Annotated in this window: 21 protein-coding genes; 5 read left to right on the top strand and 16 right to left on the bottom strand. The window is 60.4% G+C overall.

The annotated features are described in order from the left end of the window. The first annotated feature begins 1 nt into the window (after position 1). The 3 genes from H4V96_RS15575 (at position 2) to cueR (ending at position 3706) form a co-directional block, all read left to right on the top strand. Positions 2 to 733, top strand: a complete 732-nt coding sequence (locus H4V96_RS15575) for a FecR family protein (RefSeq protein WP_334685975.1) — start codon at positions 2 to 4, stop codon at positions 731 to 733. A 104-nt stretch (positions 734 to 837) separates the two neighbouring features. Further along, the gene (locus tag H4V96_RS15570) at positions 838 to 3285 is read left to right on the top strand and encodes a heavy metal translocating P-type ATPase (RefSeq protein ID WP_196854838.1); all 2448 of its coding nucleotides are present in this window, start codon (positions 838 to 840) and stop codon (positions 3283 to 3285) included. Position 3286: 1 nt separating this feature from the next. Beyond that, positions 3287 to 3706, top strand: a complete 420-nt coding sequence (gene cueR / locus H4V96_RS15565; RefSeq protein WP_010399998.1) for a Cu(I)-responsive transcriptional regulator — start codon at positions 3287 to 3289, stop codon at positions 3704 to 3706. 132 nt (positions 3707 to 3838) lie between these two features. Here the strand turns inward: cueR and H4V96_RS15560 are convergent, their stop codons facing one another. The 12 genes from H4V96_RS15560 to H4V96_RS15505 all read right to left on the bottom strand — a co-directional run bounded on the left by H4V96_RS15560 (position 3839) and on the right by H4V96_RS15505 (position 15614). Further along, positions 3839 to 4039 carry a heavy-metal-associated domain-containing protein gene (locus H4V96_RS15560; protein ID WP_010399996.1) on the bottom strand — a complete coding sequence of 67 codons (201 nt, stop codon included), beginning with the start codon at positions 4037 to 4039 and terminating at the stop codon, positions 3839 to 3841. A 76-nt stretch (positions 4040 to 4115) separates the two neighbouring features. After that, positions 4116 to 5057, bottom strand: a complete 942-nt coding sequence (locus tag H4V96_RS15555) for a bestrophin family protein (RefSeq protein WP_196854839.1) — start codon at positions 5055 to 5057, stop codon at positions 4116 to 4118. Then, positions 5054 to 5347, bottom strand: coding sequence for a hypothetical protein (locus tag H4V96_RS15550; protein WP_196854840.1), 294 nt, complete (start codon positions 5345 to 5347; stop codon positions 5054 to 5056). Before H4V96_RS15550 ends, H4V96_RS15555 begins: the two co-directional genes overlap by 4 nt. Positions 5348 to 5579: 232 nt before the next feature. Next, a complete protein-coding gene (locus H4V96_RS15545) occupies positions 5580 to 7397 on the bottom strand; it encodes a PhoH family protein (protein WP_196854841.1) in 1818 nt (605 codons plus the stop codon). A 311-nt stretch (positions 7398 to 7708) separates the two neighbouring features. Next, positions 7709 to 8152 carry a peroxiredoxin gene (locus H4V96_RS15540; protein ID WP_196854886.1) on the bottom strand — a complete coding sequence of 148 codons (444 nt, stop codon included), beginning with the start codon at positions 8150 to 8152 and terminating at the stop codon, positions 7709 to 7711. A gap of 104 nt (positions 8153 to 8256) precedes the next feature. Next, complete coding sequence (locus H4V96_RS15535) at positions 8257 to 9216, bottom strand: polysaccharide deacetylase family protein (protein ID WP_010399991.1); 960 nt, start codon at positions 9214 to 9216, stop codon at positions 8257 to 8259. Continuing rightward, positions 9216 to 10268, bottom strand: coding sequence for a bifunctional UDP-4-keto-pentose/UDP-xylose synthase (locus tag H4V96_RS15530; RefSeq protein WP_010399989.1), 1053 nt, complete (start codon positions 10266 to 10268; stop codon positions 9216 to 9218). Before H4V96_RS15530 ends, H4V96_RS15535 begins: the two co-directional genes overlap by 1 nt. Positions 10269 to 10289: 21 nt before the next feature. Continuing rightward, a complete protein-coding gene (locus H4V96_RS15525; RefSeq protein ID WP_010399986.1) occupies positions 10290 to 11207 on the bottom strand; it encodes a formyltransferase in 918 nt (305 codons plus the stop codon). Then, the gene (locus H4V96_RS15520; RefSeq protein WP_029496566.1) at positions 11207 to 12202 is read right to left on the bottom strand and encodes a glycosyltransferase; all 996 of its coding nucleotides are present in this window, start codon (positions 12200 to 12202) and stop codon (positions 11207 to 11209) included. Before H4V96_RS15520 ends, H4V96_RS15525 begins: the two co-directional genes overlap by 1 nt. A gap of 11 nt (positions 12203 to 12213) precedes the next feature. Beyond that, complete coding sequence (locus H4V96_RS15515) at positions 12214 to 13350, bottom strand: DegT/DnrJ/EryC1/StrS aminotransferase family protein (protein WP_010399983.1); 1137 nt, start codon at positions 13348 to 13350, stop codon at positions 12214 to 12216. A 201-nt stretch (positions 13351 to 13551) separates the two neighbouring features. Further along, positions 13552 to 15225 (bottom strand): glycosyltransferase family 39 protein, encoded by a 1674-nt coding sequence (locus H4V96_RS15510; RefSeq protein ID WP_196854843.1) that lies wholly within the window; start codon positions 15223 to 15225, stop codon positions 13552 to 13554. Then, positions 15222 to 15614, bottom strand: coding sequence for an Mth938-like domain-containing protein (locus H4V96_RS15505; protein WP_010399981.1), 393 nt, complete (start codon positions 15612 to 15614; stop codon positions 15222 to 15224). The genes H4V96_RS15510 and H4V96_RS15505 overlap by 4 nt, the downstream gene beginning before the upstream one ends. Before the next feature lie 418 nt (positions 15615 to 16032). Here H4V96_RS15505 and H4V96_RS15500 point away from each other — a divergent pair, with 418 nt between their 5' ends. Further along, positions 16033 to 17262: a pyridoxal phosphate-dependent aminotransferase gene (locus tag H4V96_RS15500; protein ID WP_070346475.1), complete on the top strand. Its 1230-nt coding sequence runs from the start codon at positions 16033 to 16035 to the stop codon at positions 17260 to 17262. 84 nt (positions 17263 to 17346) lie between these two features. After that, positions 17347 to 18669, top strand: coding sequence for a homoserine dehydrogenase (locus H4V96_RS15495; protein WP_010399979.1), 1323 nt, complete (start codon positions 17347 to 17349; stop codon positions 18667 to 18669). Positions 18670 to 18839: 170 nt separating this feature from the next. On the opposite strand, the gene H4V96_RS15490 is transcribed toward H4V96_RS15495, so the two are convergent. From H4V96_RS15490 to H4V96_RS15475, 4 genes are all read right to left on the bottom strand, one after another. Continuing rightward, positions 18840 to 19193, bottom strand: a complete 354-nt coding sequence (locus H4V96_RS15490; RefSeq protein ID WP_196854844.1) for a ribonuclease E inhibitor RraB — start codon at positions 19191 to 19193, stop codon at positions 18840 to 18842. 141 nt (positions 19194 to 19334) lie between these two features. Then, positions 19335 to 19895, bottom strand: coding sequence for an outer membrane beta-barrel protein (locus H4V96_RS15485; protein ID WP_196854845.1), 561 nt, complete (start codon positions 19893 to 19895; stop codon positions 19335 to 19337). Between the two features lie 171 nt (positions 19896 to 20066). Next, on the bottom strand, positions 20067 to 21560 hold the full coding sequence (locus H4V96_RS15480; protein WP_196854846.1) for a sensor histidine kinase: 1494 nt from the start codon (positions 21558 to 21560) through the stop codon (positions 20067 to 20069). An 8-nt stretch (positions 21561 to 21568) separates the two neighbouring features. Further along, positions 21569 to 22303: a response regulator gene (locus H4V96_RS15475; RefSeq protein WP_029496563.1), complete on the bottom strand. Its 735-nt coding sequence runs from the start codon at positions 22301 to 22303 to the stop codon at positions 21569 to 21571. Positions 22304 to 22356 lie beyond the last annotated feature (53 nt).

Below are 22356 nucleotides of genomic sequence, written 5' to 3'. Positions count from 1 at the left end.
GTTGTGCTTAGCCCTGATGTACCTGGGTGCGCACGCCTGGGCCGGGCAGGTGGCCGGCAGCGTCATGCAATTGAGTGGTCCGCTCATGGCCAAGAAGGCCGATGGCAAGGTGAAAATCCTGGCCATCCAGTCCGAGGTCGAGCAGGGTGATACCTTGCTGACGGAAAAGGACACCTATGCCTTGATCAAGCTGATCGACAATAGCGAAATTACCTTGAAACCGAATACCAGTTTCGTGATCGAACAATTCAGCTACGCCGCCGAGCAGCCCGACGGCGACCACGCCATCTTCAGTTTGCTCAAGGGCGGCTTGCGTTCCGCCACGGGCCTGCTGGGCAAGCGCAACAAGGAGCGCTTCGAGATGAAGACGCCGGTCGCCACCATCGGCATCCGTGGCACGTATTTCACTGTCGAGTATGTCAGTGCCGGTGGCTATGTGGCACCAGGCTCGTCGCTACCCAAAACGGGATCGCCGGCAGGAGCGACCCTTGCGCCAGGGCTGTACACGTCGGTGACCACCGGACAAATCGTGGTAAGCAATCCAGGCGGCACGCTCGATATCGCCGCTGGCCAGTTCGGTTTTACACCCAGCATCAAGCAGCCGCCCGTGATCTTGCCCGTTAATCCCGGCATGAAGTTCACGCCGCCGCCAGCCTTTTCGGCGCCGCCATCGGGCTTGGGCACCGCCGCAGGTGGCGGCAAGGCAGCGGCCGTCGACTGTATCGTGCGCTAAGTGTTCTGAGAAATAGCTGCGCACGCGACGAATAGCGCTTGACCTTCCCATCATGGGATAGCAGATCCTCGGCCTCTTCGTCCATCTTTCGTCCAGGATCTGCCATGCAGCAGCGTATCCCCGCTCCCACCACTGCCCCTTCCGCCGCCGCACATGCGCAGGCGCTGTCTATCGACGGCATGAGCTGCGCCTCCTGCGTGGGCCGCGTGGAAAAAGCCCTGGCCGCCGTGCCGGGCGTGATCCAGGCCAGCGTCAACCTGGCCACCGAAGTGGCGAAGGTCACATCGAGCATGCCGATTGCCCTGGCCGCCTTGCAGGCGGCCGTGGAAAAGGCTGGCTACACGCTGGCGCAGCGCGAGATCGACCTCAATATCGCTGACATGACGTGCGCTTCGTGCGTGGGCAGGGTGGAAAAAGCCTTGCTGAAGGTGCCGGGCGTACTGGCCGCCAGCGTCAACCTGGCCACGGAGAGCGCGCGCGTCAAGGTAACGGGCGATCTGGAGGCGGGTGCCCTGATCGCCGCCATCGACAAGGCCGGCTATGCGGCCAAGGTGCCTGTCGCCAGTCAGTCCAGTGCGCCCGCTGCCGCGCCGAACCGCGCTGGCATGAAAGTGGCGTTCGCAGCCGTGTTGGCCTTCCCCCTCATGCTGCCCATGCTGCTTGCATGGGTCGGCATCCACCTAATGCTGCCCGGCTGGTTGCAGTTTGCCCTGGCCACGCCCGTGCAGTTTTACTTTGGCGCGCGTTTCTACCGGGCCGGCTGGAAGGCGGCCCGCGCCGGCAGCGGGAATATGGATTTGCTGGTGGCGCTGGGCACGAGCGCCGCGTATGGCTTGTCCGTGTATCAGTGGCTGATGCAATTGTCCACCCCTGGCGCGATGCTGCCGCACCTGTATTTCGAGGCATCGGCCGTCGTCGTCACTCTGGTGCTGCTGGGAAAATGGCTGGAAAGCCGTGCCAAGCGCCAAACGGCCTCGGCCATCCGCGCGCTGCAAGTGCTGCGTCCGGAATCGGCCCGCGTGCGCCGCGACGGCGTCGAAATCGACTTGCCCGTGGGGCTGGTGCAAGTGGGCGATCTGGTGTTGATACGCCCCGGTGAACGGGTGGCCGTCGATGGCGTGGTGCTGGAAGGTGCCAGTCAGATCAACGAATCGCTGATCACGGGCGAAAGCTTGCCGGTTGATAAACATGTGGGCGACAAGGTGACCGGTGGCGCCATCAATGCCGATGGCTTGTTGCTGGTGCGCACGCAGGCCGTGGGCGGCGAGACCACCTTGTCGCGCATCATTCGCCTGGTGGAAGATGCGCAGGCGGCCAAGGCGCCCATCCAGCATCTGGTCGACAAGGTCAGCGCGATTTTTGTTCCCGTGGTGCTGCTGCTGGCGCTGCTGACCATGTTCGGCTGGTGGTTGGCCAACGGTGAGCTGGAGAACGCCATCATCAATGCCGTCGCTGTGCTGGTCATCGCCTGTCCGTGCGCGCTGGGTCTGGCCACGCCAACGGCCATCATGGCCGGCACGGGCGTCGCTGCCCGTTACGGCATCCTGATCAAGGATGCGCAAGCGCTGGAAGTGGCGCACGCCGTCACCACCGTGGTCTTCGACAAGACGGGGACGCTGACGGTGGGCAAACCTGCGCTGGCGGCCCTCCATGCGCTCGGCATCGAGGAAGCACGACTGTTGCAACTGGCGGCCAGCATCCAGCGTGGCAGCGAGCATAGCCTGGCTACGGCCGTGCTCGATGCAGCGGCCGCGCGCCATATCGAGCCCTTGCCCGCCACGGCGCTGCGCGCCTTGCCAGGGCGCGGTTTGGCGGCGCAAGTCGATGGCCTGGAACTCAAGCTGGGCAGCACGCGGCTGATGCAGGAGCTATCTGTTGACCTGGCGCCGCTGGCAAGCCAGGCGCAGGTGCTGGAAAGCACGGGCAACACGATTTCCTGGCTGGCCTCGGGCACACAGTTGCTGGGCTTGTTCGCCTTCAGCGATCAGGTCAAGCCGAATGCGCAGGCGGCCATTGCCCATCTGCACAGCCTGGACATCGCCACGCTGATGCTGACCGGCGATAATCAGGGCAGCGCCGACGCCGTCGGCAAGCTGCTCGGCATCGACACGGTGGCGGCAAAAATGCTGCCAGCCGATAAAACCGCTAAAATCATCGCACTGAAAGGCGCGGGCGCCACGGTGGCCATGGTGGGTGACGGCATCAACGATGCGCCTGCGCTGGCGGCCGCCGATGTGGGCATCGCCATGTCGACGGGGACGGATGTCGCCATGCACGCGGCCGGCATTACCCTGATGCGCGGCGACCCGGCCCTGGTGGCAGATGCCATCGATATCTCGCGCCGCACCTACGGCAAGATACGGCAGAATCTGTTCTGGGCATTTATCTACAATATGATCGGCATTCCGCTGGCCGCCTTCGGCTTGCTCAACCCGATGGTGGCAGGTGCGGCGATGGCCTTCAGTTCCGTCAGCGTGATCAGCAATGCCCTGTTGCTGCGCCGCTGGAAGGCCCGCAGTCAGTCAGTTAGTGCGCACACCAAGGAGTCATAGGATGAATATCGGCCAGGCGGCAAGCGAAACGGGCGTATCGGCAAAAATGATACGCTACTACGAAAGCATTGCCCTGTTAAAACCCAGCGCGCGCAGCGACGCCGGTTACCGCATTTACACGCCGAGCGACTTGCACGCCTTGCGTTTTATCAAGCGTGGGCGGGGATTGGGGTTTTCGCTGGAACAGATCCGCGAACTGCTGTCGCTGTGGCAAAACGATCAGCGCGCCAGCGCGGACGTGAAAGGCATCGCGCTAGCCCATGTGAGCGACTTGAATACACGCATCGCTGAACTAACGGAAATGCGCGATACCCTGTCGCGTCTGGCGCAATCGTGCCACGGCGATGACAAGCCCGATTGCCCCATCTTGCAAAGCCTGGGGCTGGTCGGTGAACCGGAGGCGAAAGCCTGTTGCCACTGACTTGCTGATTGAACGTCGCCCGCTATATGGAATCGAAGCGTAGAAGCCCTTTTGATGAGGAGGGCGTCTTGGGCCATGACGCGCAAGGGAACGGGCAAGCGACAATAGCCGGCGCATGGGCCGGCTGTGCTGCTACTGTGCGCTGGTGACGGGGTAGCCCGCCTCCACGATGGCGGCACTGATAGCATGCAGTTCGACCGCCGATTCCACCGTGACGCGCTTGCTGGCCAGGTCGATTTGCACCTGTGCGGCAGGATCGATGCCTTGCACCGCTTTCGTGACCGCGCCGACGCAATGGCCGCAGCTCATGTTGTCAACTTCTAACTGATACATGGCAAGCACTCCTTGAATGATTAAGTGTTCTCACTGTAAGCCTTCCCCCGATGGTAAGGTCAAGGGAAAGCGTGGCTCAATTGAGCATGAAGTCGACCGCTTGCATGGGCGGCGGCACATTGTCATCTTGCACCGACGTACGCAAGCTGATTTCAATGGCGCGGCACATGGCTGATAGCGGTAAATCGTTGGCATCTTCGCCGAATGGCTCCTCGATCTCGTCGCCCAGCGCATCGAGGCCAAAGAAGGTGTAGGCGACGATGGCGACGACGAAGGGCGTCATGAAACCGAGCGAGTCAACCAGGCCGAAAGGCAGCAGAAAGCAGTATAGATAAGCCGTACGGTGCAGCAGCAGCGAATATGAGAAGGGAATCGGCGTGCTGCGGATACGTTCGCACGAGGCGCCCGCCGCAACCATGGCCGAGATCGTGTTATCGATCTGTGCGGTGAGGATGCTGTCGATACGCCCCTGCTGGACGCAGTCGGCCAGGTCGTGGCCCATCTGCAGCATCAGGTAGTCTGACGGGTTCGCAGCCTTGCATGCCGCTTCCCATTCAACCGGGCGCAGCAGCGGCTGCAAGTCGGCCGCGCCGCGCGTGTCGCGCAACTGGTGGCGCAGGGCGTGACAAAAGGCGATGCTGCGGTAAATCATGCGCACGCGCACATCGTCCAGGCCCAGCCTGGCGTGGGCGGGCGTGTCGCTACGTATCATGCTCTGGCACTGGCGCGAGAAATTACGACTGCGCAACACCAGTTCGCCCCACAGCTTGCGCGCTTCCCAGTAGCGGTCGTAGGCGGCCGTGTTGCGAAAGCCCAGGAAGATGGCCAGTGGCAAGCCGATCAGGGTAAACGGGATGGTGGTGAGGATGATCTTGTGGTCGAACAGGGTGCCGTGGCACCAGGTAACGAGCGTGGCGATCAGGGTGTTGACGATGAGAGTGGTGCGGATGCGCGGCAAGACGGAACCGCGCACTACCAGGAACAGCCGTAGCGCCGAGGGACGCTCACGCACGATCATGCTGCGCTCCCGGTTTGAGCCTGGTGATCGGTAAAGATGGAAAGACGGATTGATAAATGCCGGGAACAAAAAGCCCGCTGTGTGTGCGCGCTGAGCTGGGTGTGCATGGGAGGCAATGTAGGGGCGAGGATCGGAGTATAGGCCGCTGTTTCGCTTTGAGCCAATTCACAGTGATAATGGCGCTTATTAATTTCATGAATGAACATTTCATCTGTAGTTTTCATTCCTGTGGCGCCATGTTCTTCACGAATATTTTTGTTTCCTTTTACCTCTAGAGCAAGTGCAATCACACCCGTCGCAGGCGGAGCCTGGCGTTACCTTGGCAGCGCTTGCCAAGCATATCGGCCGAACGCCATCACCCACGCCAGCAAGGCCGGTGCCTGGTCCGCGGCGTCCATGAGGAAAGAGCGCGGTATTCGAGCATATCGATGCGAACAGTTGCGCGCATGAAAAAAGCCCCGCCTGCATCGCTGCAGCCGGGGCTTTTGAATGACTGTGGCGGCTTGCGCCGCCCGTTCAAACTTACAGTACTTCGCTGGCGTGATCGGCCAGGCGCGAACGCTCGCCGCGCGCCAGGGTGACGTGGCCGCTGTGGGTCCAGCCCTTGAAGCGGTCGACCACGTAGGTCAGGCCGCTCGAGCCTTCTGTCAGGTACGGCGTGTCGATCTGGGCGATGTTACCGAGGCACAGGATCTTCGTGCCGGGACCGGCGCGCGTGACCAGAGTCTTGACTTGTTTAGGCGTCAAGTTTTGCGCTTCGTCAATGATCAGGAACTTATTGACGAAAGTGCGGCCGCGCATGAAGTTGAGCGACTTGATCTTGATGCGTGAGCGTATCAGGTCTTGCGTTGCCGCACGGCCCCATTCGCCGCCATCGGCGTCGGATTTGTTCAGCACTTCCAGGTTGTCGTCGAAGGCACCCATCCATGGCGACATCTTTTCTTCTTCCGTGCCTGGCAAGAAACCGATGTCTTCGCCGACAGGCACCGTCACGCGGGTGACGATGATTTCATTGTAGAGCTTGGTTTCCAGCACTTGCGCCAGACCGGCGGCCAGGGCCAGCAGGGTCTTGCCGGTACCGGCTTGGCCCAGCAGGGTGACGAAGTCGCATTCTGGATTCATCAGCAAGTTCAGCGCGAAATTCTGTTCGCGGTTGCGCGCCGTCACGCCCCACACATTGTTCTTCGTGTGGCTGAAGTCGCGCAGGGTTTGCAGCACGGCGGTCTTGCCGTTGATCTGTTTCACCTGGCCGTAGAACGGCGTTTCGCCGTTTTTCGGTTCCAGGTAGATGAACTGGTTGACCAGCAGCGATGGAATGAAGGGGCCCGTCACGCGGTAGAAGGTGGCGCTATAGCCGTTCTTGCTTTCCTGCCACGATTCCATGTCCTTGCCGTGCTTATTCCAGAAGTCGTCCGGCAACTGCACGATGCCCGAGTACAGCAAGTCCGTGTCTTCCAGCACATGGTCGTTGAAGTAATCTTCGGCCGGCAAGCCCAGGGCGCGCGCCTTGATGCGCATATTGATATCTTTCGATACCAGCACCACCGGGCGGCCTTCCTGTTCCGACTCCAGCGAGCGCACCACGGCCAGGATCTGGTTGTCCGCCTTGCCTACTGGTAAGCCTACTGGCAGGTCGGCGCTTTGCAAACGCGTCTGGAAGAACAAGCGGCCCTTGGCATCCTTGTTGCCCAGCTTGGACAGCAAGATGCCGTGTTCGATGGCGTCGTCATCCGTGTTGCTGATCAGGGCGTCGAGCGTGCGCGATACCTGGCGTGCATTGCGCGCAACTTCCGTCATGCCCTTTTTATGGTTGTCGAGCTCTTCTAGCGTCATCATTGGCAGGTACACATCGTGTTCTTCGAAGCGGAACAGCGATGATGGGTCGTGCATCAGCACGTTGGTGTCGAGCACGAACAGCTTGCTGATGCCGCGCTGGTCGGCGGCGCGGCTGGCGGACGACTTGAGCTGCACTTCGACCGCCTTGTGCTTGGCCGGATGTGGCTGTTCGGCCTGCTTGACGGATTTGATCGGCGTGACCTTGCCTTTTGCCGCCGGTGCGGCTTTGGCCAGCGCAGCAGGTGCGACAGCCGGGGCGGCCACAGGCACGCTAGCGGCTGGCGCCGGTGCAGGCTTGGCGGCCATCAGGGCTGCCACTTGCTTGATCTTTGTGGCCGCATTGCGGACCGGCTTGGCAACGTCGGCGATCGCCGCTTGCATGACGGGGGCAGCCACTTTCTTGGCTGCCGGGGTTTTGCTGGCCGGGCGCGCTGCGCCTGCGCTTGGGTAATCTTGGGTGGCCAGGATGGTGGCTGGCTTGCTCGGTAATTTTGGCAGTGGCATCAGGATCTCAATCAAAAAATTTCTGGAATGAATCGCCCATGGGCAGCCAGCTTCTGGCGGCACTTCTCATGGGGGGGATGCGGGAGGACAACAATGCTACAGGACGAGAGACTGCCGGAAGCCCGGCAGCATGGCCGGTCATGGATGCCATCGGCGGGCTACAGGCCCGCCTGGCGGAGTGGGTGGAGGCGCTTCGTTGACTCAAAATGGCGATAGGTACCGTGAACTGAACTGCGGTTGAGCTAAGGTTGAGATAATTGCGAACTAAGCTGGCTCGATGCCGACAACGCGCATACGATCAAAACAGATGATCAACTCAGATGCGCTACGAATTCCAGCACTTCTTCCACGTGAGTTGCGACCTTCACGCCTCTCCATTCTTTCACCAATCGGCCCTGGGCGTCAATCACAAACGTACTGCGCTCGACGCCACGCACGGTCTTGCCGTACATCTGTTTCATCTTCATGACGTTGAACAGTAGGCAAACGGCTTCGTCCGGGTCGGAAATGAGTTCGAACGGCAGTTCCAGCTTGGCTTTGAAGCTTTCGTGCGAGCGCAGTGAATCGCGGCTGATGCCATAGATTTCCGCGCCGGCGGCGACAAATTGCGGATAGGCGTCACGGAAGGCGATGTTTTCAGTCGTGCAGCCGGGGGTGTTGTCCTTCGGATAGAAAAACAGCACCGTGGCCTTGGCTGGGCGGCCCAGCAACTGAAAGGTCTTGCCGTTTGTCATGGTGGCGTTAAAGTCGGGCATGCTAACGAGGGATAGGCTATCAGCCACAGGTTCTCTCCTGAACGGTGATCATCAGCGCTGTTTTTTTTAATCTGGCAACGCATCCAGGTGCAACAATACAGCATTCAGGCCGCTTTGCCCTGCACAATCAGGCGTCCCGAACGCCCAGGTAACTGATCCCAGGTGACGGGGCAAACGGGCAAGTCGGTATGGCGTATCTTTTCATAATAATCGCCCATCGCCGCAAACTGGTAGCCCTGAGCTTTCCAGCCAGCCAGCAGTTGTTCGAAAATGGGGGCGAGTTTCTGTCCTTCAAGTTCCGCATGCAAGGTATATACGTGGTCGCGGGGATTTTCCTGCGTCAGCGACAATATATGCGCGGCAACATTGCCGGTCGTGATCAGCTTGCCGTCGATTTCGCAGCCGAGCAACTCGTCCAGGGTGGGCAAGGTGGTGGGCAATTGCACGCATTGCAAGATGGTGTTGCCATTGCGCACGCGGTGTGGGCCATTGCCCGGATGCAGCATGGCGCCGCGCGCGTCGAGCATGGCGCGGCCATCGGAGGCAAAGCGGTAGCCGGCCGTGTCGTGTTCGACAAAGGCGCTGACATTCATTTGCCAGCCGGCCGCGCCGTGTGTGTGCGCCTTTGTTCCAAATACCTGTTCGTAGCGGTTGGCAGCCTTGCGCATCATGTTGACGGTCCAGGCGGTGTTGCGCTTGGCCACGTTGTCTTGCCACAGGGTGTGATCCCAGGTGTGGATGCCGCACTCGAAGCCGGCATCGCGCACGGCGCGCAATTGCGCAGCGCATTGCTTGCCGATATCGGGTCCCGGCAGCAAGGTGCCATACATCAATGTTTTCAAGCCATAGTGCTCGACCACCGAAGTGCGCGACACCTTGCTGAAAAAGCCGGGTTTCAAGGCCCGCCGCAGGGCCCAGCCCGTATGGTCGGGGCCCAGCGAAAACAGAAAGGTAGCCTTGGCCTGGTGCGCGGTCAGCATGCGCACCAGATTGCCCATGCCTTCACGGGTGCCGCGATAGGTATCGACGTCGATTTTGAGGGTCAGGAACGGCTTGCTCAACATTAATCCATCAATGCTTTGGCTTGGGCTACCTGGCTGCGGTAGGCGTCGAAAATATTGCGCAGGGAATCGGCCATGGTGGTGCTTGGCGCCCAGCCCAGTTCTTCACAGGTATTCGTGATTTTCGGCACGCGGTTTTGCACGTCCTGGTAGCCGGCACCGTAGTAGGCGCCCGAGGTCGTTTCCACGATTTTCACGTGTTTCGCGCCTTCGGCGTATTCCGGGTACTCGGCGGCCAGGTTCAGCATCATGCCGGCCAGGTCGCGGATCGAGTAATTGTTAACTGGATTGCCAATGTTGTAGATCTTGCCGCTAGCGATGCCATTCTTGTTGGCGATGATACGGATCAGCGCATCGATACCGTCATCGATATAGGTGAACGCGCGTTTTTGCGCGCCGCCATCGACCAGCGAGATGTTCTCGCCGCGTACGATATGGCCGAAGAATTGTGTCACCACGCGTGAGGAACCTTCTTTCGGCGTGTGGATCGAGTCCAGGCCGGCACCGATCCAGTTGAATGGGCGGAACAGCGTGAAGTTCAAGCCTTCCATGCCGTAGCCCCAGATTACGCGGTCCATCAACTGCTTGGCGTTCGAATAGATCCAGCGTGGCTTGTTGATCGGGCCGCAGATCAGTTCCGAGTTTTCCGGATCGAATTCCTCGTCATGGCACATGCCATACACTTCCGAGGTCGACGGGAAAACCAGGTGCTTGCCGTACTTGGCAGCCGAGCGCACGATAGGCAGGTTGGCTTCAAAGTCCAGTTCGAACACGCGCAGCGGTTGCTTGACATAGGTCGACGGCGTGGCGATGGCCACCAGCGGCAGGATCACATCGCATTTTTTGACGTGGTACTCGACCCATTCCTTGTTGATCGTGATGTCGCCTTCAAAGAAGTGCATGCGCGACTTGTAGTTGTCATCTTCCAGCAATTCCGTGATGCGGTCCGTGTTCATGTCCATGCCGTAGACATGCCAGTCTGTGGTTTCCAGGATGCGCTTGGACAGATGGTGGCCGATGAAGCCGTTGACGCCTAAAATGAGGACTTTTTTCATGTGAGATTCTCTTGAGTGATATCAGTGTGTGCTGGCGCGGGCGGTCAGCCTGGCCTGCAATTGATGAGCCGAAATTGGCTCCCCGGCAGCCCTCAGCGCGGAAATGGCCAACAGGCGACCGTCTCCGCAGACGCCAAAGATGCAATTATCCACTACCGCCAAGCCGAGTGGCAAACTTCCTGCGCAACGTTTGCTCAAACGCGCTTTTTCGATGGTGTAAATGACATTGTCAACTTCGGTGAAGGCACCCGGATAAGGAGGGGCGACGGCGCGGTGCAGGTTGTATACTTGCTGCGCGGGTAACGTCCAGTCGACGCGGCCGTCTTCCGGCTTGCGTCCGCCAAAATAGCCGCCTTGGCGCAGATCGTTCAATAGGCGCGGTGCCGTACCGTTCAGCAGGGCCGGCAGCACGCCCCACAGCGTTTGTTCTGCCGCCACGGTGACCTTGCCGAAGACTTCATACGCCGTATCGTCGGGCAGGATGGGTACGGCCGTTTGTGCCACGATGGCGCCGGCGTCGGGCTTGACGGTCATTTCATGCAGGCTGGCACCCGTTTCCGTGGCGCCATGCAGCACGGCCCAGTTGACGGGCGCGCGACCGCGGAACTGCGGCAGCAGCGAGCCGTGCATATTGTAGGCGGGAGCCACTTCCAATATGCTAGCGGGCAACATGTGGCGATAATAAAAGCTGAACAGCATGTCCGGCTTGGCCGCTTGCACCTGCTCCAATAGTTCCGGCGCGCGCGCGTCCAGAGGCGTGATGCAGGCGATGCCTTCGGCCAGGCACAGGCTGGCGACGGATTCGAACCACAGGTTTTCCGTGGCGCTGTCTTCATGCGTGACGACCAGGGCGATATCGACGCCACCGGCCAGCAGCACCTTGATGCAGCGCACACCGACATTGTGGTAGCCGAAGACGACGGCGCGTGGCGCGCCCATCAGCGGCTCACCTGGCGCTTGTCCAGGCGCACATACGCTGGCGCCTCCGCTTCCGCCTGGGCCATGCCGTCTTGCAAGATGGTTTGCACCACATAGCGGGGACGGGCACGCACTTGCTGGAAGATGCGTCCCACGTATTCGCCCACCAGGCCGATGCCGAACAGGATCACGCCCATGAAGAAGAAGGCGATGGCAAACAGGGTAAATACGCCTTCGGCCTCCGCGCCCAGCAGGAAGCGGCGCACCAGCAGGAATACCACCAGCAATGCCGAGCCCAGCGACATCGCCATGCCCAGCATGGAAAAGATTTGCAGGGGAATCAGCGAAAAGCCCGTCACCAGGTCGAAATTGAGGCGGATCAGGCTGTACAGCGAGTATTTTGATTCGCCGGCAGCCCGTTCTTCATGCTCGACGGTAATTTCCGTGGGCTTGCGGGCAAACGTGTAGGCCAGGGCCGGCACGAAGGTGTTGACTTCGGCGCACTGGTTGACCAAGTCGATGACATTGCGACCATACGCGCGCAGCATATTGCCCTGGTCGGTGATCTTGATATTCGTGATCTTTTCGCGCAGGCGGTTCATCATCTTCGACGCCAGCGTGCGCCATGCAGAATCTTGCCGCTTGCGCCGGATCGAGCCCACATAATCGTAGCCTTCGCGCATCTTCGCCACCAGGTTGCCGATTTCTTCCGGCGGGTTCTGCAAGTCGGCGTCGAGCGTGATCATGATCTGCCCGCGCGAGGCTTCAAAGCCGGCCAGGATTGCCATGTGCTGGCCGTAATTTCCGTTGAACAAGATCACGCGCGTGACGTCTGGGCGCTGGCGGAACTGTTCCGCCAGAATGGCCACCGAATTGTCGCTGCTGCCATCATTGACGAAGATGATCTCGTAGCTCGTTTGCAAGGCATCGAGGGCCGGGTACAGACGGGCGAACAAGCTGGCCAAGCCATCTTGCTCGTTGTAGATTGGAATGATAATGGATAGTTCAGGTTTCATCGATGCGCTGCTCATTTGATGAGGATGGATTTGACGCTGGCGACAGCCCGCTCCACGTCTTCTGTGGTCATGGCGTAGAACATCGGCAAGGTCACGGTCAGGCGGCCGATCTTTTCCGAGACGGGGAACATGCCTTCGGTAAAGCCGCGTTCGCGGTACAGGGAAAACAAGTGTATTGGTGCGTAATGATAGCCCGTTCCCACGTTTTGCTGCGCCATTTGCTGCATGAACGCGGCGCGCGTGCCGGGGCCGTTGTCGGGCAGGATGATCTGGAACAAATGCCAGTTGCTGTTTTCAAAGTCTTGCACGGGCAGCTGCGCGCCGCTTGCCGCTTCGAAATCGCTGCCCAATTGCGCGAAATAATGGCGTGCCAGCGCGCGGCGGTGGGCCGTGATGGCCTCGATGTTGGCGAACTGGCCCAGGCCGATGGCAGCCATGATGTCGCTCATATTGTATTTGCCGCCCAACACATCGACATCGATGCCGTCGACGCCGCTGCGGGTGACGCCTTGCAGCCGGTATTTCTCGGCCAGCTTGGCTTCTTCCAGGTTGTTGAGGACGAGACAGCCGCCTTCGCCCGTGGTGATATTCTTGTTGGCCTGGAAGCTGAACGAGACAAAGTCGCCAAACGCACCGATGCGCTTGCCCTTCCAGGTGGAGCCGAACGCTTGCGCCGCGTCTTCCACGACGCGTAAATTATACTTTTCAGCAATTGCGTACAGGCGGTCCATATCGACGGGCAGACCCGACAGGTAGACGGGAATGATGGCTTTCGTGCGTGGCGTGATGGCCGCTTCAAGTTTGTCGAGATCGATATTGCGCGTGACCGGGTCAATGTCGGCAAATACGGGCGTGGCGCCGACTTCGATGATGACGTTGGCGGTCGCTACCCACGACACGGGCGTGGTGATGACTTCGTCACCAGGGCCGACACCGGCGATGCGCAGTGCGATTTCCATGGTGCAAGTGCCAGAATTGAAGGTGCGCACCGGGCGCCCGCCAAAATACTCTGACAGTTGGGCTTCGAAGGCTTGCACCTTCGGGCCGCTGGTGATCCAGCCCGAGCGCAGCACTTCGCCGACGGCGGCGATGGTTGCTTCATCGATGGTGGGTTTGGAAAAGGGCAAAAAGGGCAGGGTAGAGGTCATGGGGCGCGGTTCTTGGGTCTATATATTGTCAGGGGCGGTGTCGCCGAGGCCGTCAATGCGGTCAAGGTTCGCTGGCAGGCAAGCTTATTTTATATCGTCAGTATGGCGGCGCAGCCGCTGCAGCGGTGAAAAAATCCGCTACTGCGACTGCTGCTGCAGTGGTGAGGGCGCGCGCCGTGCTGCCTCGCGCGCCTGTAAACTTTATTTGTTGGCAATCACCATGCGGCGCGCATCCTCGGCAATGACACGCATGGGTACGCCACGTTGTTGCAAGTCCTTGTAACGCTGCAGGCTGATAATGGCCATGTCGCGCACGCCGGCGTTGGCATCGTTGGTCCACTGTGTGATGAATGCATCGATGCTCGGCATAGACAGTTCAGGCTGCTGTTTCAGGCCAAACGTAAATTCATCCCAGTAATCGACGAGGATCACCGGCCGCTGCAGGTAATACGTGAGCGACTGTTCATAGATGCCGACCGAATAGAGTTTGGTGTCGGCCGTCAGTTCTGCCTGGATCTGCGGCAGTATGGCGGTGCCTGCGCGGTTCTGGCCATACAGTTCGGAGCCGGCCAAGATGCAGTGCGTGGCCAGGAAGCCGGCGCCGGCGATCGTCAGCACGGTCATGTCGCGGCGCAGCTGGCGCGCATGCAACAAGGCCAGCGCGCCGCCGGCCAGGGCGAAGAAGCCGGCCGCCATCACCCATGCCTGGTAACCCTTGAGTGCTGCCAGTTCGGCCGGATCGCGTCCGCTAGCGTGATTGAAACCGATCGGCCCGCCGATCAGGATGGCCGCGCCCAGCACGCACAGCAGGCCGGCGGCCAGCATGCGCTGGCGGCGCGAGGCCGATTCCAGGAACAGCCCCACCAGCAATGCCAGCGCCGGGAAAATGGGGACGATGTAGCCAGGTAACTTCGAGGTCGAATAGCTGAAGAAAAAGAAAATGAAGATGGCCCAGGCCAGCAGCATCAAGCGGGGCTGGAAGGTCCCTTCCTGGCGCTTGAAGGCGGCGGCCAGGCTTTGCGGCAGCACGCCTATCCACGGCAGGATGCCGGGAATGAGCAAGACCAGGAAGTAGTACCAAGCGCCTTCGCGCTGGTGCCCCTTCATCAGGAAACGCTGGAAATGCTCATGGATGAAAAAGAAATGCGGTTGCTCCGGATTGCGCAGGGCGACCAGCACGAACCAGGGCGTGGCGATGGCAAAGAACACCAGCAAGCCCTTGACCAGGTGCAAACGCGTCCAGATGCTCCAGTCGCGCGCACACAGCGTGTACAGCACCAGTACGGCGCCAGGCAGCACGATGCCGATCAAGCCCTTGGCCAGCACGGCCAGCGCCATGCCGGCCCAGCAGACCAGCATCCAGTTGCGCCGTTCATGCGCGGTGGCATCGTCGCGCTGGGCGATCAGCAGGCTGCCCAAGGTTATGCTCATCATGCCCGACAGGCCCATGTCGAGCGAATTGATCTGGCCGGAAGCGAGCCAGAACAGACTGGACGCCAGCACCAGGCCGGCATACAAGCCCACGCGCGGACCGAACACTTTCTTGCCTGCGCAAGCCGTCATGCACACGCCGATGATGCCGCACAGGCCAGTCCATAGGCGTGCCTGCCATTCGCCCAGACCGAAGGCGGCGAAGGTCAGCGCATTCATCCACGTTTGCAGCGGCGGCTTTTCAAAGTATTTGATGCCGTTCAGGCGCGTAGTAATCCAGTCGCCCGTGACGAACATTTCGCGTGCCATCTCGGCGTAGCGGCCCTCGTCGGGCGGCACCAGGGTGCGCACGCCCAGCGCATACAGGGTGGTGACGATGAAAATGCCCAGCAGTGACCACATCAACAGCCGCGAGCTATGCAGTTCGTTGACGTTGATCTTCATGCAGCGCTGCCTGCGCCGGGAGCCATGATCAGGGCCAGGGTAACTTTGCGGCCCTCGCCCATCAGGATGTTGTAGGTACGGCAGGCTGCCTGACTATCCATGCACTCGACGCCAATGCGGCGCATGGTCAGCGCGGCCGTCAGTTTCGGATGCACGAAACGCTGGCGCTCGCCCGTGCCGAGGATGACCACATCTGGCGCGTCGGCCAGGATTTGCGCGAAATGCGCCTCGCTCAGTTGCTCGAAACTGCCCACGTCCCACGCCCGTGGCGGCATTTCCGGCATGATGATCAGGCTATAGTTGTACGGCTGGGCATTGATCTCCACGCCATTTTCGTCGTAGCCTGTGACGGTTTGGTATTGTAGGGTGCTGCTGGCATGAAGTTTCATGACGATGTCCGGGCTGTTCGTGTCGGTTGATCGGTGCGCGCGCGGTTTGGTAGCGCTGCGGCCAAGGGCGTAAGCATGCCATAAATGCTAAAAAAGAGCGATTGAAAAGCAACATCCTTTCCAATTTGCAATCTGTTGGCTATGCTTTGGCGCAACAGTGGTAGCGGCCGCCCGCCATAGTAATAGGCAAAGATTAAGGGAAGATGAAGAGCGTCCGGTAGGAAAAGCATGCGCGTGCCTGGTAGCGTGGCATAAACGGCGCGAAATGCTGCAGTTTGCCATGTTTAATTTGATAAAATGGGCTGCTTTCGGCGAGAATGGCTGTTTTCGCATTGCAGTCTCAGGGGTTCACAGTTCTGGCGCGGCTTTCATGCTGCAAGCGTAGGCCGGCCGCGCCGCATCACGACAGGGATTTATTTTGCGACCGATTCAGAAATCGAATAAATTGGCGGACGTCTGCTACGACATCCGCGGGCCGGTCCTGGAAAAATCCAGGCAAATGGAAGAAGAAGGCCACAAGATCACCAAGCTCAATATCGGCAACCTGGCCGTATTCGGCTTCGACCCGCCCGATGAAATCGTGCGCGACATGATGCTCAATTTGCACAACGCGGCCGGCTATACGGATTCGAAAGGCATGTTCGCGCCGCGCAAGGCCGTCATGCACTACACGCAGAGCAAGAATATCGCCGGCGTGACCATCGATGATATTTACTTGGGCAACGGTGCCTCGGAATTGATCGTCATGGCGATGAATGCCTTGCTCAACAGTGGCGACGAGGTGCTGGTGCCGGCGCCTGACTATCCGCTGTGGACGGCCGCCGTCAGCCTGTCGGGCGGCAATCCCGTGCATTATGTCTGCGACGAGCAGAACGAGTGGTATCCCGATATCGAGGATATGCGCCGCAAGATCACGCCGCAAACGAAAGCCATCGTCGTCATCAACCCGAACAATCCTACCGGCGCGCTGTACCCGGTGCCGGTGCTGCAGCAGATCGTCGAACTGGCGCGCCAGCACCAGCTGATCATTTTCGCCGACGAGATCTACGACAAGGTGTTGTACGACGAAGCCGAGCACGTGTCGATCGCCTCGCTGGCCGACGACGTATTGTTCATCACCATGAATGGCTTGTCGAAAAATTACCGCTCCTGCGGCTACCGCTCCGGCTGGATGGTGGTCTCGGGTGAAAAACGCCACGCGAAAGACTACATCGAAGGCCTCAATATGCTGGCCTCGATGCGGCTATGCGCCAACGCGCCGGGGCAGTTTGCCATCCAGACGGCGCTTGGCGGCTACCAGAGCATACAAGACCTGGTGGGGCCTGGCGGGCGCCTGTTGAAACAGCGCGACCTGGCGCACAAGCTGCTGACCGATATTCCGGGCGTCACCTGTGTCAAGCCCAAGGCCGCGCTGTACATGTTCCCGCGCCTGGACCCGGAGATCTATCCGATCGCCGACGACCAGCAGTTTGCCTATGAATTACTGGCCGAAGCGAAGGTCCTGATCGTGCAGGGCACGGGGTTTAACTGGATCGCGCCCGACCATTTCCGCGTCGTCTTCCTGCCCAACTCCGATGACCTGACCGAGGCCATGGGACGCATCGCGCGCTTCCTCGAAGGTTACCGCAAGCGTCACGGCCGCGGCTGAACCAGCCAGCAGCATCTCGATCAACCATACCGATCAACCTGGCGCCCCCCCAAGGGCGCCACTTATGAGCACTCAAGCACAATTATGAAATCCATCAAGATCGGTCTGCTGGGCCTGGGCAATGTCGGTTACGGCACGTTCAGCGTCCTGAAACGCAACCAGGAAGAAATCAAGCGTCGCGCCGGCCGCAGCATTGAAGTCGTTGCCGTCGCCGTGCGCGATGTGGCGCGCGCCGAAGCGCTGGTCGCCGGCGCCTGCAAGGTCGTCAATGACCCGCAGCTGATCGTCAACGATCCCGAGATCGACATCGTCGTCGAACTGATCGGTGGCTACGACCTGTCGAAAACCCTGGTGATGCAGGCCATCGCCAACGGCAAGCACGTGGTGACGGCCAACAAGGCCCTGCTGGCCGTGCATGGCAACGAAATCTTTGCCGCCGCCCAGGACAAGGGCGTGATGGTGGCATTCGAGGCGGCTGTCGCCGGCGGCATCCCCATCATCAAGGCGCTGCGCGAAGGCTTGACGGCCAACCGCATCGAATGGATCGCCGGCATCATCAACGGCACCACCAATTTCATCCTCTCAGAAATGCGCGACAAGGGCCTCGATTTCGCCACCGTGCTGAAACAGGCGCAGGAACTGGGCTACGCGGAAGCCGATCCCACCTTCGACATCGAAGGCATCGATGCCGCGCACAAGGCCACCATCATGTCGGCCATCGCCTTCGGCATCCCGGTGCAGTTCGACAAGGCCTACGTGGAAGGCATCAGCAATCTCAATGCCGTTGACATCCGCTACGCCGAGCAACTGGGCTACCGCATCAAGCTGCTGGGCATTACCAAGCGCGCCACCGTCAATGGCGTGGAAGGCATCGAGTTGCGCGTGCATCCGACCCTGATCCCGGCCAAGCGCTTGATCGCCAATGTGGAAGGGGCCATGAATGCGGTGCTGGTGCACGGCGACGCCGTTGGCGCCAGCCTGTATTCGGGCCGCGGCGCGGGCGCCGAACCGACCGCCTCGTCGGTGATCGCCGATCTGGTCGACATTACGCGCCTGGCCACGGCCGACCCGGAACACCGCGTGCCGCACCTGGCCTTCCAGCCGAACGCGATGACCGATATCGCGATTTTGCCGATGTCGGAAATTACCACCAGCTACTACCTGCGCATGCACGTGGCCGACCAGCCGGGCGTGCTGGCCGACTTGACGCGCATCCTGGCCGAACGCGGCATTTCGATCGACGCCATGCTGCAAAAAGAGCCGGCCGAAGGCGAGACGCATACCGACATCATCATGCTGACGCACCAGACGCAGGAAAAGAACGTCACGGCGGCCATCGAAAAGATGGAAGCGCTCCAGAGCGTGGTGGGTATGGTGACCAAGATCCGCCTGGAAAACCTGAGCTGATTTTTACAAAGCTGCATGCAAAACGGCGCCCTCGGGCGCCGTTTTGCGTTTGTGATGTAGGTCGGATTAGCGGGGCCGCCGAGGCGCAGCGTAATCCGACATCACCACCGGCCGTGCCAAGGCCGTGCCAACAATGTTGTCGGATTACTGTCCTTCGGACCTCATCCGACCTACGCTGCGGTACCGACCGGACCGACATCCATGCCGTCGTAGCTGGCCAACTGGTTTTCCTGGGCAAACACCATCAGTTCGCCATTGCGTGCATGCAGGCTCTCGACGTCATGCACTTCGGCTTTTTCCACATGCAGCACCCACACGGGGGCGGCGGCCGGGTCGTCCAGTTCGGGCTGATACAGTTCCACCGGGCGGTAGCCCTGCAGTGCCAGCAAGGTGGCGGCCTGCTCCAGCGGCTCGGACGTGGGATTGGTGAAGTAATAGCCCCACAGTAGCGGCTGGGACAAATCCCACGGCGCGTTCTCGGCGATATTGGCGAACAGTTCGGTTACATCTTCTTTGGTCATCATGGCGGGGCTTTCAGTCAATTCCAGGGTGCGATCTTAACATCGGTGCCGCTGGCGCGCCACGCGCGCATAAAAAAACCGGCTTGCCAGCCGGTTTTTTGTCAGCCCTTACAGCGGCTGGGGTTGCATTCGCGCAAGCGTGAATTAGAACTTGTAGCGCAGGCCGATCGACAGCAGGTCGGCTTTTACAGTCGCGCCGTTCACGCTCAGCGTCTTGCCAAAGTTTTCATACTCAGCAACAGCCGACAGGTTTTTGTTGATGTTGTAAGCAGCGCCGATGCCAAACAGGGCAGCGGTTTTGTTTTTCGACACGTTGAAATTGAAACCCATCGCGTCAACATTAAATTTGGTGCGATTTTGCGACACGCCAGCCTTGGCGAACAGCGAAAACTGTTCGTTCAGTGGCAGGGTGCCGGTGGCGGCGACGTAAAATGCGCTGGTGTCAACGCTCACCGAATCATTGTTTTCGCTATCTTTCACTTTGCCGAAATTGACATAGCCGGCTTCTGCGCCGAAGTTTTGCGTGAAGTCGTAGCCAGCGTAAGCTTTGTAACCGGTTTTGTTGTCTTTGCCAGAACCGAAATCACCCGACAGTTTCAATTCCGAACGGCCGACGTTAGCGCCGATGTAAGCGCCTTCAGCTTGGGCGAACAATGGGAATGCCAGGGCGGCGCCGACGACGGCTGCGAACAATTGCTTTTTCATTTTTAATCCTATTGATAATTAACGCGCAGAGATTGTCTCGTTGCGTAATGGGAGGCGAATTATATAGGGATAAATATGTTTGTGTAAGGCAATTATTTAAAAAACATTGAAAATAAACCATGTGTTGGTTTGCGGCAACACTTAATGTCGAAGATATATCCGTGCAGTGCCTCAGGTGATCGCCCTGAAATGCACGCTGACCTTCAGCCCATGCCCATTGGAGGCCGTTGCCAACTCCAGCCGGGCGCCGTGCAGGGCGGCGATGTCGCGCACGATGGCCAGGCCCAGTCCTGCGCCGCCAGGGTTGCTCTCGAGTGCCGCGCCGACCCGGTAGAACGGCGTCAATACGCGTTCGCGTTCACCCGGCGCGATGCCGGGGCCGCTGTCTTCCACCTCCAGCATGGCGCCGTGTCCGTTCTCTGTCTGCGCCGCGCGCACGCGCAGGATCACGCTGCCGCCCTGCGGCGTGTAGCGCAGGGCATTGTCGACCAGGTTGGCCAGCAGTTCGTGCAGCAGCAAGGCCTGGCCATGCACGGGCGCGTCGTCGGGCGCTTCCAGCGATAAATCGATATGCTTGCCGACGGCAGTCATGGCCATTGCCAGCCCTAACTGCTGCGCCACGCGGCGCAGCGAGACGATATCCATGGCCAGGCTGTCGCTGCCATGCTCGATGCGCGCCAGGGTCAGCAGGCGGTTGGCCAAGAGTACGGTCGAATCGGTGGTGCTGGCGATCGAGCGTACGATGTCGCGCAGGGCGGCCATGTCGGACGCCGCGCCGGCCTGGCGGTCGCACTCGCGCAGGGCCAGTTCGGCCTGGGTTTTCAGTACCGTCAACGGCGTGCGCAGCTGGTGCGAGGCGTCCGCGATGAAGCGACGCTGGCTGGCGATCAGTTGCTGCAAGCGCGACATGGAGCCGTTCATGGCGCTCACCAGCGGGCGCATTTCTTTGTGCACCAGCGTGGGATCGACGTCGGACAGATCGGACAGGGTGCGCGTCTCGACTTCCGTTTTCAAACGCATCAGCGGCCGCAGCACCAGGCGTACGGCAAACCACACGAGCGCGCCCATCACCAGTATCATTGCCGCCTGCCAGCTCAGGGTATCGAACAGGATCTGGTTCGACAGGCCGCGCCGCGCATCGAGTGTTTCAGCAACCTGTATCAGGGCGATGCCGCGCATCGAGTCGTCATACACCGGTTGCAGCAGGGCGGCGATGCGGATCGGCTTACCATGGTAATCGGCGTGGTAGAAGCGCACCAGGGCCGGATAGTTTTGCGAACGGGGCACGTTTTTCGGCACGCGCGGCAAGTCGCCATAGCCCGAGACCAGTTCGCCGTTGATGCCTGTGACCTTGTAATAGATGCGGCCGAGGGTATCGGTTTCGAAGCTGTCGAGCGCCACGTAAGGCACTTCTGCCACCACCTTGCCGCCGACGATGGAGACGCGCTCGGCCAGCGCCCGCGTCGATGCCAGCAGGGAGCGGTCATAAGCCATGTCGGCGGCGTCGAGCGCATTGCGGTAGACAAAAAAAGCGTCGAGCAGCACCAGCATCGCCAGCGGTATGAGCAGCCAGCGCAGCAACTGGCTGCGCAGGCTGCCCAGCGGCCGGCCCAGCGCCCAGCGCCGGCGCAGGCGCTCGAACAGGGGCCTGCGCGGGCGTTGCATGGCGTCGCTCATTTTGCTGCAGCCAGCGCCATGGCGCTGCGCGGCTGCAGCAGGTAGCCGATGCCGCGCAGAGTGGTGATGACGGCGCCGTCGGGCGCGCCGCTGTCGATGCCGTTTTCCAAGCTGCTTTCAAGTTTTTTGCGTACGCGGTGGATATACAGTTCGATGGCGTCCAGATTAACGTCGTCGGCCAGCGCGAAGACTTCGTCGAATAGCTTTTCCTTCGATACTGCACGTCCGGAGCGCGTGATCAGCGCTTCGAGCACCGCGTGTTCGCGCGGCGTCAGGGGAAAAGGGGCGCCGGCATAGCTGAACATGCGCGTGACGGTGTCGAAACTGAGCGCGCCGCAGGTATGCACCAGCGCTTCGTTGCCCTGGCTGCGGCGCAGCAGGGCTTTCACGCGCGCTTCCAGTTCGGCCAGTTCGAACGGCTTGGCCATGTAGTCGTCGGCGCCCAGGTTCAGGCCCTGCACTTTTTCATCCAGGCCGCCACGCGCCGTGAGTATCATGACGGGAGTCTTGCCGCGCGTGCCCCCACGCGCGCGCAGGCGGCGCAGCACGTCCAGGCCGTCCATCTTCGGCAGGGTCAGGTCGAGCAGCACCAGCGAGTATTCCTGCGTGTGCAGCAGGGCGTCGGCATCGGCGCCGTTGTGGGCGGTCTCCACCGTCAGGTGCGCGTCGCGCAGGGCCTTTGCCAGCCAGTGCGATAGCTCCAGATGGTCTTCCACTAATAATATGCGCATGGTCTCCGCCATTCGTTGAAATGCTCCAGTGTAAGCGTGGCGGCAGGGGGGCG

The sequence above is a fragment of the Janthinobacterium sp. CG_23.4 genome (assembly GCF_029892305.1).
In the GTDB taxonomy this organism is placed as follows: Bacteria; Pseudomonadota; Gammaproteobacteria; order Burkholderiales; family Burkholderiaceae_D; genus Janthinobacterium; species Janthinobacterium lividum_D.
The sequence above is the reverse complement of the archived record's forward strand: the minus strand, read 5'-3'. Positions and strand labels throughout refer to the sequence as shown.